Origin of the sequence: Amaricoccus sp. (assembly GCF_036846665.1) — a bacterium.
In the GTDB taxonomy this organism is placed as follows: Bacteria; Pseudomonadota; Alphaproteobacteria; order Rhodobacterales; family Rhodobacteraceae; genus Amaricoccus.
On sequence record NZ_DAIUBO010000141.1, the window covers coordinates 1 to 10,018 of the forward strand.

The 10,018-nt window shown below is 69.9% G+C and carries 12 protein-coding genes; 7 read left to right on the forward strand and 5 right to left on the reverse strand.

Features of this window, described 5'->3' with window-relative positions; translation table 11 throughout:
* Both V7050_RS13615 and groES read right to left on the reverse strand, forming a co-directional pair.
* Positions 1–193, reverse strand: a 193-nt coding sequence (locus V7050_RS13615; RefSeq protein WP_324410678.1) for a TCP-1/cpn60 chaperonin family protein, incomplete at its 3' end; no start/stop codon positions are given.
* A 46-nt stretch (positions 194–239) separates the two neighbouring features.
* Positions 240–554 (reverse strand): co-chaperone GroES, encoded by a 315-nt coding sequence (groES, locus tag V7050_RS13620; RefSeq protein WP_324368984.1) that lies wholly within the window; start codon positions 552–554, stop codon positions 240–242.
* Between the two features lie 211 nt (positions 555–765).
* Here groES and V7050_RS13625 point away from each other — a divergent pair, with 211 nt between their 5' ends.
* Together V7050_RS13625 and V7050_RS13630 are read left to right on the forward strand one after the other, a co-directional pair.
* Positions 766–1,644, forward strand: a complete 879-nt coding sequence (locus V7050_RS13625) for a TIGR01459 family HAD-type hydrolase (protein WP_324368982.1) — start codon at positions 766–768, stop codon at positions 1,642–1,644.
* A 111-nt stretch (positions 1,645–1,755) separates the two neighbouring features.
* Positions 1,756–2,703, forward strand: a complete 948-nt coding sequence (locus V7050_RS13630; protein ID WP_324368980.1) for a bifunctional riboflavin kinase/FAD synthetase — start codon at positions 1,756–1,758, stop codon at positions 2,701–2,703.
* Here the strand turns inward: V7050_RS13630 and V7050_RS13635 are convergent.
* Entirely contained in the window at positions 2,691–3,854 is a 1,164-nt protein-coding gene (locus V7050_RS13635) for an acyltransferase family protein (RefSeq protein ID WP_324368978.1), read from the reverse strand. The two genes, V7050_RS13630 and V7050_RS13635, sit on opposite strands and share 13 nt — an antisense overlap.
* A 6-nt stretch (positions 3,855–3,860) precedes the next feature.
* Positions 3,861–4,907: a hypothetical protein gene (locus V7050_RS13640; RefSeq protein ID WP_324368976.1), complete on the reverse strand. Its 1,047-nt coding sequence runs from the start codon at positions 4,905–4,907 to the stop codon at positions 3,861–3,863.
* Between the two features lie 124 nt (positions 4,908–5,031).
* Between V7050_RS13640 and V7050_RS13645 the strand changes: the two genes are divergently transcribed.
* The 3 genes from V7050_RS13645 to V7050_RS13655 are packed head-to-tail and all read left to right on the forward strand — an operon-like array spanning position 5,032 to position 7,163.
* A complete protein-coding gene (locus V7050_RS13645) occupies positions 5,032–5,574 on the forward strand; it encodes a GNAT family N-acetyltransferase (protein WP_324368974.1) in 543 nt (180 codons plus the stop codon).
* 45 nt (positions 5,575–5,619) lie between these two features.
* The gene (locus V7050_RS13650) at positions 5,620–6,093 is read left to right on the forward strand and encodes a YcgN family cysteine cluster protein (protein ID WP_324368973.1); all 474 of its coding nucleotides are present in this window, start codon (positions 5,620–5,622) and stop codon (positions 6,091–6,093) included.
* Positions 6,093–7,163 (forward strand): threonine aldolase family protein, encoded by a 1,071-nt coding sequence (locus tag V7050_RS13655; RefSeq protein ID WP_324368970.1) that lies wholly within the window; start codon positions 6,093–6,095, stop codon positions 7,161–7,163. The genes V7050_RS13650 and V7050_RS13655 overlap by 1 nt, the downstream gene beginning before the upstream one ends.
* Before the next feature lie 318 nt (positions 7,164–7,481).
* Here V7050_RS13655 and V7050_RS13660 read toward each other — a convergent pair whose 3' ends face one another.
* Positions 7,482–8,078: a 2-hydroxychromene-2-carboxylate isomerase gene (locus tag V7050_RS13660; RefSeq protein ID WP_324368969.1), complete on the reverse strand. Its 597-nt coding sequence runs from the start codon at positions 8,076–8,078 to the stop codon at positions 7,482–7,484.
* 119 nt (positions 8,079–8,197) lie between these two features.
* Here V7050_RS13660 and V7050_RS13665 point away from each other — a divergent pair, with 119 nt between their 5' ends.
* Positions 8,198–9,217, forward strand: coding sequence for a ribose-phosphate pyrophosphokinase (locus V7050_RS13665; protein ID WP_324368967.1), 1,020 nt, complete (start codon positions 8,198–8,200; stop codon positions 9,215–9,217).
* Between the two features lie 107 nt (positions 9,218–9,324).
* On the forward strand, positions 9,325–10,018 hold a 694-nt coding region (locus tag V7050_RS13670), incomplete at its 3' end, for a Bug family tripartite tricarboxylate transporter substrate binding protein (RefSeq protein ID WP_442885626.1).

Genomic DNA, 10,018 nt, shown 5'->3' on the forward strand with positions numbered 1-10,018 from the left:
TGTCCTCGAGCTCGATCTCCTTGGCGACGGTGACGCCGTCCTTGGTGATGCGCGGCGCGCCGAAGGACTTGTCGATCACCACGTTGCGGCCCTTGGGCCCGAGGGTGACGCGGACGGCGTCGGCGAGCATGTCCACGCCCTTGAGCAGGCGGTTGCGCGCGTCGGTATCGAATTTGAGCTGCTTAGCGCCCATCGGATGTTCTCCTTGAATTCTGCTGACTGAGGATCGGCGTGCGGGATCAGGCGGCCTTGGCGGCCTTGGAGCCGCTCTGGATGATGCCGAGCACGTCGCTCTCCTTCATGATGAGGAGATCCTCGCCCTCGATCTTGACTTCGGTGCCGGACCACTTGCCGAAGAGGATGCGGTCGCCGGCCTTGACCGACATCGGGATCAACTCGCCCGAATCCTTGCGCGCGCCCTCGCCGACGGCGACGACCTCGCCCTCGGAGGGCTTTTCCTTGGCAGTGTCGGGAATGATCAGGCCGCCCTTGGTCTTCTCTTCGCCCTCGATGCGGCGGACAACCACACGGTCGTGCAGAGGCGTGAAGTGCATTTCGGTTCGCTCCTTGATTCGCGTTCCAGCCTGTGAAGGTGGCTTCCGGTGGGATTAGCACTCGCCACCAGTGAGTGCTAACACACGCGCTGAGGTATTGAGCGCGCTCGGGCCTGTCAAGGGGGCGGGGGCCGGGAAATCTGCCGCGGCATGGCTTTGCGCCGGGCGCGATATCGGCTAGGAGCGCGCACCGCAACCCGGGGCCGCCGCCATGACCGAGATCATCCAGACGTTCGATTCCATCGACCGTGGCTACAGCCTGCTCTATTGCGACCTCTGGGGCTGCCTGCACGACGGGCAATGCGCCTTCCCCGAGGCGGTGGCGGCCCTCGAGCGCTTCCGCGCGCGCGGCGGCAGGGTGGTGCTGCTGACCAATTCACCGCGGCCGGGCCGCGACGTGGCGGTCCAGCTCGAAGGGCTGGGGGCGCCGCGGTCCTGCTACGACCTGATCGTGTCCTCGGGCGACGCGGCCCAGGCGGCGATGGCCGCCGGACAGTTCGGGCGCAGGGTCTATCACATCGGCCCGGAGCGCGACCTGGGCTTCTTCCGCGACGACGCCGGCCGGCCCTACGACATCGAGCGCGTGCCGCTCGGGGAGGCCGAGGGGATCGTCTGCACCGGGCTCTTCGACGACCGGGCGGAGACGCCGGCCGATTATCGCGCCACGATCCTCGAGGGCAAGATCCGGGGGCTGAGGCTGCTCTGCGCCAATCCCGACATCGTGGTGGACGTGGGCGACCTCCGCATCTTCTGCGCCGGCGCGATCGCGGCCGCCTACAGCGAGGCGGGCGGGCAGAGCTACTATTTCGGCAAGCCGCATCCGCCGATCTACGCTCTGGCGCGCGCGAAGATGGCGGAGATGCTGGGCTTCGAGACGCCGGCGGACGAGATCCTCTGCCTGGGAGACGGCATCGCCACCGACATCCTCGGCGCCATGGGCGAGGGGCTCGACGCGCTCTTCGTCGCCGGCGGGCTCGCCGCGGAGGAGACCGGCACGAGCCGCGCCGCCGGGCCGGATCCGGCGCTGCTGCGGACCTATCTCGCGGCGGCGCGGCTCGCGCCGAAGCTGGCGATCGCCTATCTGCGCTAGACGGCCGGGCGCCGGCCCGCCCTTGAATGCCGCCGCGCCTTCGGCGATACGGGCGGAGGTGGCGCGGCAGGTTCCTGCGGCGCGTCTGGACGCCGCCCGGCCCGGAGGCCCATGAAGAGACATCTGAGCCATCACGGGCTCGATCCGGCGGACCGGGGCGCGGCGGCCGCGATCGGCAATTTCGACGGCGTGCATCTCGGCCACCAATCGGTGCTGGCGCTGGCGCGGGCGGCCGCCGCGGAGCATGGCACGGCCTTCGGGGTGGTGACCTTCGAGCCGCATCCGCGCAGCTTCTTCGCCCCCGACGGCCCGCCGTTCCGGCTGATGACCGCGGATGCGCGGGCGCGGCGGATGGAGAAGCTCGGGGTCGAGCAGCTCTACGAGATCCGCTTCGACGCGGATCTCGCCGGCCTGTCGGCGGAGGCCTTCATGCGCGAGGTGCTTGCCGGGGCGCTGGGGCTGCGGCATCTGGTGGCGGGGGCGGATTTCCGCTTCGGCAAGGGGCGGAGCGGGGATACCGAACTGCTGCGGCGGCTGGGCCCGGCGCTCGGCATCGACGTCACCATCGCGCCACTGGTGGCCGATGCGGAGGGCGATTTCTCGTCGACGGCGATCCGCGCGGCGCTGGGCGAGGGGCGGCCCGAGGAGGCGGCGCGCATCCTCGGCCACTGGCACCGGATCGAGGGGCCGGTGCGCGAGGGCGACCGGCGCGGCCGGGAACTGGGCTTTCCCACCGCCAACCTCGGCCTCGACGGGCTGCATCTGCCGCGGCTGGGGGTCTATGCGGTGGGCGTGGACGTGCTCGACGGCCCGCACCGGGGCCGCTACCTGGGCGCCGCCTCGATCGGCACGCGACCGACCTTCGGCGAGAACCGGCCCAATCTGGAGGTGCATCTGCTCGATTTCGACGGCGATCTCTACGGCGCGCAGGTGTCGGTGGCGCTGATGGCCTTCCTGCGGCCGGAATGGCGCTTCGAGACCGCGCCCGCGCTGGTGGCGCAGATGCGGGCCGACGTGGACGCGGCGCGGGCCCGGCTCGGGGAGCTTCAGCGCGGCTGACCCTCGGGCGCCCGGGCGGCGGCCGAGGTCGCGCCGAGCCGGTCGCGGTAGTTGAGGAACGGGCGCTCCACGGCGAGATGCAGCGCGATCGCCGCGAGCGTCGAGAGGCCGAGATAGGCGACCCAGAAGCCCGCCAGCGGATGCGGAGTTGTCTTGCCCAGCGCCATCGCCAGCGGGATCAGCGGGAAGTGCACAAGGTAGAGCGTGTAGCTCAGTGTCGCGAGCATCTGCGCGGCCGGAGCGAAGGGCAGGGGCCTGCGGGCCGACAGCACGGCGCCGAGCACCATCGCGGCGCAGAGAAGCGCGATCAGCGCCGGTTGAAGGACCACGTCGAAGGCGACGATATGCGCGAGGAGATCGTGGCTCGCGAGCCAGATCAAGAGAGCGAGCGCTGCGGAAGCGAGAATCGCGCCACTTGAAGACGCGAACCGGCTCAGGCCACCCGCCCGCTCGGCGAGCGCGATCGCGACGCCGGCGGCCAGCGGTTCGAGACAGGCATGGAAGGGCCTGCGGAAGCCGTGGAAGTAGGTCGGATAGTCGAGCGGCAGGGGCGTGCCGGCGAGCGTGAGGGCGCGCAGGAGCGGGGAGGCGACGAAGACGAGCGCGAGGATCATCAGGCGCGTCCTGAGCGGCCCGGCGCGCAGGCAAAGGGCGATCAGGAGCGGGGCGACGAGATAGAACTTCTCTTCGACCCCGAGCGTCCAGAAGACGATGCTGATGTTGGGGGGCAGGTAATCCTGAAGAAGGAGAAGGTGGTAGAATCCCCGAAAGGCGAGCGCCTCGCGGGGAAATACGTAGAGCGGGAAGGCGCCGAGCATGACGAGGGCGAGCACGGCGACATAGCTCGGGACGATGCGAAATCCCCGCCGCATCAGGTAGGCGGGCCAGTCGAAGGCGGCCGTGTCCTGAAGGCCGCGCAGGAGCTGCCGGCCGATCAGGTAGCCCGAGAGCACCAGGAAGAGATCGACGCCGACCCAGCCGTTCAGCATCGCATTGCCGGCGGGGCCGGAGGCGAGACCGAATTCGTTGAGGGCCGAGCGATGGCCGTGGCGCAGGAGGACGAGCACGATGGCGAGGGACCGCAGCAGGTCGAGCCATGGGTTGTGCGCCGATCCCGGCGGCGCGCCGGACGGGCCGGAGCCGTGGGCCATCGCCGGTCAGTCGAGGCCGAGAGTCGTGCGGATCGGCGCCTTGCGCTGTTTCCAGATCATGCTGTCGACGAGGTAGTGGTGGAAGTTGACGATCTGGTAGAGCACCACCGTCCCGGCCATGCCGGCAGCGAGCGCCGCCTCGAGCGTGCCGAGGATGCCGACATAGACCACCCCGGTGATGGCGACGCAGGTCAGCAGGTAGAGCCAGAGCCGGCCCGGCTGGCTGATGTAGGAGAGAAACCGCGCCTCGGGGTCGATGCCGTCCTTGAAGCGGCGCGTGTTGAACAGCCAGACGAAGAGGATGTACTGGGCGTTATGCCAGATGTTGACGCCGAGCCAGCCGAAGGTGACGTCCGCGACGGCGATGTAGAAGGTGCCGAAGACGAGGAAATGCGTCGCCATGTAGAGGGTGTGCAGGGGCGCGAGGCGGCCGGCGCGCCAGGCTTGGACGCGGCGAACGATCCAGATCACGGTAAGTGCGATTGTGGCGATCGCCGCCAGCGTTACCGCGACCTGTGGCACCGGGATCACCTTGATCGGCAGGCCAATGAAGGTTCCGGGATCCTGGGCGGAGCGGTTGAGGATGCCCAGGACCGGCCAGGCATAGAAGATCGCGATGTCGAGCCGGCCGGATTCGTAGAGCGCGGCGCGGTCCTTGCCGCGGTAGGCGCGGCTGATGCCCCAGCTCTGCCGGGTGTAGTGCCACCACTGCCAGTAGAAATAGACCGAGACGATGATCCAGATGCCGGCGACGGCGGCCACCGCGAGCGTGGCGATGGCCACGATCGGCAGGAGGCCGAAGATCAGGAAGTGCGACTGGGCGAAGCTCTTCCGGTCGAAGCAGAGCCGCGTGTAGGTGGAGATGACGTGGTGGTAGCCGAGGATCCAGAGGTCGATCGCGAGCACGTACCAGAAGAGGTCCGGGACGCTGAGGATCAGGGCGACCGAGGCGAAGCTCAACGCCGGAATGCCGAGGATGAAGCCGAGATCGAATTCCCGGCTGCGCAGCCATTTCCATTCGGGCGCGGCGGCGCCGCCGGTCGTTTCCACCAAGATCCCGGTCCTTCGCTGGTTCGGGTCCGCGCGCGGGGCGGGACTCCTTGCCAGATCGTTAGGACGCGGCGGTTGACAGCGGGTTAATCCGCGCGGAAGCCGGCGGGCGACGGAGGGGCGACGCATGCTGGAAACCGAACGCCTGATCCTGCGGAACTGGCGGCCGGAGGACCGCCCGTCGTTCGCGGCGATGAACGCGGATCCGGAGGTGATGGACTTTCCCGGGCCGCTCGATCGGCGCGAGAGCGACGCCGAGATCGACGACTTCCTGCGGCGATGGCGGCTCGACGGCTTCTGCTTTGCCGCGATCGAGCGACGGGAGGATGGCGTCTTCCTCGGGATGGCGGGCATTGCCCGCTGCGACATGGACCTGCCGTTCTGTCCCTGCGTCGAGATCGGCTGGCGCCTGGTCCGCGCGCATTGGGACCGGGGCTACGCAACCGAGGCGGCCCGGGGCTGGCTCGATCACGGGTTCATGACGCTCGGTCTCGACGAGATCGTCGCCTTCACCGACGTCGCCAACCGGCGGTCGCTGGCGGTGATGGAGCGGCTGGGGATGCGGCGCGACACCAGCCGCGATTTCGAACATCCTGCCCTGCCTACGGGCCATGCGCTGCGCCCGCATGTCCTCTGTTCGGCGCGACGGGACGACTGGGCTGCCGGCTGACGTCGGGTCTTTCGCCCGGCCGAAAATGCGGCCATAGATCCGGCCATGACAACGGACCCGATCGACCGCGCCGGGCTGCGCCCGGACTTCTGGAAGCGCTTTCCGCTCGAGGAGCTTCCCCGCAACGAATGGGAAGCGCTCTGCGACGGTTGCGGCAAATGCTGCCTCGTCAAGCTCGAGGACGAGGAGAGCGGCGCGCTGGCCTATACCAACATCGCCTGCCGGCTGCTCGACCGCGACACCTGCCGCTGCGGCAACTATCCCTTGCGCCGGCAGCTGGTGAAGGCCTGCGTGATGCTCGACCGCGACAATCTCGACGCCACGCTCGCCTGGATGCCGCGGACCTGCGCCTATCGGCTGGTGCGCGAGGGGCGCGACCTCGAGCCATGGCATCCGCTGCTCTCGGGCGATCCCGAGAGCGTGCATCGCGCCGGGATCAGCCTGCGCGGCCGGATGGTGGCGGAATACGACGTCGACGAGGAGGATTGGGAGGATTTCGTGATCGGCGAGGACGTCTGATGTGGTTCGCCTCCGACAATGCCGGCCCGGCGCATCCATCGGTGATCGCGGCGCTCTCCCGCGCCAACGAGGGCCATGCCGCCTCCTACGGCGCCGAGGCGGCGATGGGCCGGGTGACGGCGGCGCTGCGCGCGCTCTTCGAGGCGCCGGAGGCCGCGGTCTATCTGGTGGCCACCGGCACCGCGGCGAATGCGCTGGCGCTGGCCTGCCTGGCGCCGCCCTGGGGTGCGGTCCATTGCCACCGCGAGGCGCATGTGGCCGTGGACGAATGCGGTGCGCCGGAATTCTACACCGGCGGCGCGAAGCTCGTGCTCATGGAGGGGGCGCACGGGCGGATCGATCCCGAGGACCTCGCCGCGGCCCTCGCCGGTGCCGCGCCGCGCGGGGTGCATGGCGTGCAGAATGCCGCATTGTCGCTGACCAATGCCACCGAGGCGGGCACGGTCTATGCGCCCGCGCAGATCGCGGCGCTGGCGGAGGTCGCCCGCGCGCAGGGCATGGCGGTGCATCTGGACGGGGCGCGCCTCGCCAATGCGCTGGCGCATCTCGGCTGCAGCCCGGCGGAGCTGACCTGGAAGGCGGGTGTGGACGCGCTCTCCTTCGGCGGGACCAAGAACGGGCTCGTGGGGGTCGAGGCGGTGATCCTCTTCGATCCGGCGCGGGCCTGGGAGTTCGAGCTGCGCCGCAAGCGCGGCGGGCATCTCTTCTCCAAGCACCGCTATCTCTCGGCGCAGATGGAGGCCTATCTCGAGGGCGACCTCTGGCGCGATCTGGCGCGCTGCGCCAATGCCCGGGCAACGGCGCTCGCGCAGGGGCTGGCGGCGCTCGATTGCGTGCGGCTCTTCCATCCCACCGAGGCGAACCTGGTCATGGCGGCGGCGCCGCGGCGGGTGCATCGCGCCCTCAGGGCCGCGGGCGCGGTCTACGGGTTCTGGCCGCACGAGCTGCCGATGGAGGGTCCGGAGGAGGAGATGCTGCCGGCGCGCTTCGCCTGCAACTGGGCAACCTCGGAGGCCGAGGTGGCGCAGCTGGTCGCGCTGACCGCCGCCGCCGCCGGGGCGCGGGGCTGAGGGCGATCCCCGGGTCGTCGATCCGGGCGCCGGGATCCGTTCTCACGGACCGGCCCGGTCCGGCGGCCGCCCATGGCGACGCCGCATTTCCCTCGCGGATTGCCCGCGTATGGTGGACCCCGTCCCCCCCTCGGCCTCCGCGCTCGCGCGCTCTGGCCGGAGAACCGGCGCGAGACAATGCCTCGCCTTTTCGGCCCGGGGCCATGTGGTGCGGGCCGCGGGGGGCGCGCGGCCTTTTCCCTGTCCCGGGGCTCGGCCCAGAGGCCAAGGTGTCGGTCCGGCGGAAGGACCAACGGCATGAGAACCTTCGAGACGCGCTCAGCCGAGTTCTGCGAGATGCGCGTCGAGATGCGCGAGCCGGTCCTGGCCCCAGAAGACCTCCTCGCCCACCACATAGCTCGGCGCGCCGAAGACCATACGCGCGAGCGCCTCGTCGGTGTTGCGCTGGAGGGTCTCGACGCCGGTGAGCATGCCCCGGTCGGCGAGGCCCGGATCGAAGCCAGCCGCGGCGAGGCAGTCGCGGATCACCGCATCCTCGGCGATGTCGCGCTCCTCGGCCCAGACCGCCCGCAGGAGCCCGTGCAGCAGCGCGCCGACATCGCCGCCGCCGGCGTTCTGCGCGGTGATGATGGCGACGCTGGCCGGGACGGCATTGGTCGGCCAGTGCCGGGGCTGGGGATTGACCGCCAGGCCGGTCGTCCTCGCCAGCCGCGCGATGTCCTGCAGCCGGTAGCGCCGCCGGGATTCGTGGCGGTCCTTGACCGGCGGCGTGCCGGTCTCGGCGAAGATGCGGGGAAGCTCCACGGGCTTGTAGGTGATCTCCGCGCCGTGGCGGGCGGCGATCTCCTCGAGCCGCAAGCCCGCGAAATAGCTGAAAACCGAGAGCGGGAAGCAGTAATAGTCGATCGTGGCCAAGGCCCGGTCCTCCCCATGGCGGATGGGACCGAGCATCGGGGAATTGCGGGGCTTTGCAAGCCCGACCTGCGGTGCTAGGCCACGGCGCGAGCCGGGGATGCACGCGAAAGGCTGCCGCCATGAACCCTCTCTTCAAGCCCAAGCTCATCGCGGGCAATTCCAACCATCCCCTGGCCCAGTCGATCGCACGGCGCATCTCGATCCATCGCGGCGAGCCGGTGGAACTGGTCAGGACCCGCGTGGAGCGGTTCAACGACCAGGAGATCTTCGTCGAGGTCTACGAGAACGTCCGCGGCGAGGACATGTTCATCATCCAGTCGACGTCGAACCCGGCGAACGACAACCTGATGGAGCTCCTGATCATGTGCGACGCGCTGCGCCGGTCCTCGGCGGCGCGGATCACCGCGGTCATGCCCTATTTCGGCTATGCGCGGCAGGACCGCCGCTCCAAGGCGCGCACCCCGATCAGCGCCAAGCTGGTGGCGAACCTGCTGACCGTCGCCGGCATCGAGCGGGTGCTGACGATGGATCTGCATGCCGCCCAGATCCAGGGCTTCTTCGACGTGCCCGTGGACAACCTCTATGCCTCGCCGGTCTTCGCGCTCGACATCATGCACCGCTTCGCCAACCTCGCAGAGGTGACCGTGGTCTCGCCGGACGTCGGCGGCGTGGCGCGGGCGCGCGAGCTCGCCGAGCGCATCGACGCCGATCTCGCCATCGTCGACAAGCGCCGCTCGGCGCCGGGCGAGGTCGCCTCGATGACGGTGATCGGCGACGTCAGGGACCGGGTCTGCGTCATCGTCGACGACATCTGCGACACCGCCGGGACGCTGGTGAAGGCGGCGGAGCTGCTGACCTCGCAGGGCGCGAAGGAAGTGCATGCCTATATCACCCACGGCGTGCTCTCGGGCCCGGCGGTGGAGCGGGTGACGGGCTCGGTGATGAAGAGCCTCGTGGTGACGGATTCGATCGAGCCGACCCCGGCGGTGCGGAAGGCCGAGAACATCCGGATCGTGCCGGTCGCGCCGCTCTTCGGCCAGGCGATCCTGAACATCGCCAACGGCACCTCGGTCTCCTCGCTCTTCGACAGCACCACGCTGGGGCCGATCTACGAGGCGCTCTATCCCAACGCCGCCTGAGCGGCGGCAGGAATCTCCTTGGCTTCGCGCGCCGCCCCGGCCTAGTCTAGCGGGCATCGACGCCCCGGGGCCCCGCCCCGGGCGACTTCGAGACAGGGGGAAAAGACATGAAGATTCTGGTGCAGGGCCTTGCGACCTTCGCGGCCGCCATGGGACTGGCGGCGGCAGCGAACGCCTTCGAGCCCGAAGCGACCGAATGCATCGCGCCGGCGGCGCCCGGCGGCGGATGGGACTTCACCTGCCGGCAGGTGGGAAAGACGCTGCAGGATCTGGGGCTCGTCCCCGGCACGATGCAGGTCACCAACCTCGCCGGCGGCGGCGGCGGGGTCGCCTTCGCCGAGGTCGTCAACAAGCGCAACGATTCCAACGACCTGATCGTGGCGGCTTCTTCGGCCACCTCGACGCGGCTCGCCCAGGGCGCGTTCCCGGGCAATACCATGGACCAGGTGCGCTGGCTCGCCTCGGTCGGGGCGGATTACGGCATCATCGCGGTCGCCGCGGATTCGCCCATCAACACGCTTCCCGAGCTGATGGATGCGATCAAGGCCGATCCCTCCAGCGTCTCGGTCGCCGGCGGCTCGGCGGTGGGCGGCTGGGATCACCTCAAGGTGCTGATCGCGGCCAATGCCGCGGGGGTCGAGGACGTGCGCACCGTCAAATACGTGGCCTTCGACGGCGGCGGCGAGGCGGTGACCCAGCTCCTCGCCGGCTCGGTGCAGGCCTTCACGGGCGACGCCTCCGAGGCCAAGGGCTTCGTCGATTCGGGCGACATCAAGGTGATCGCGGTGCTCGCGCCCGAGC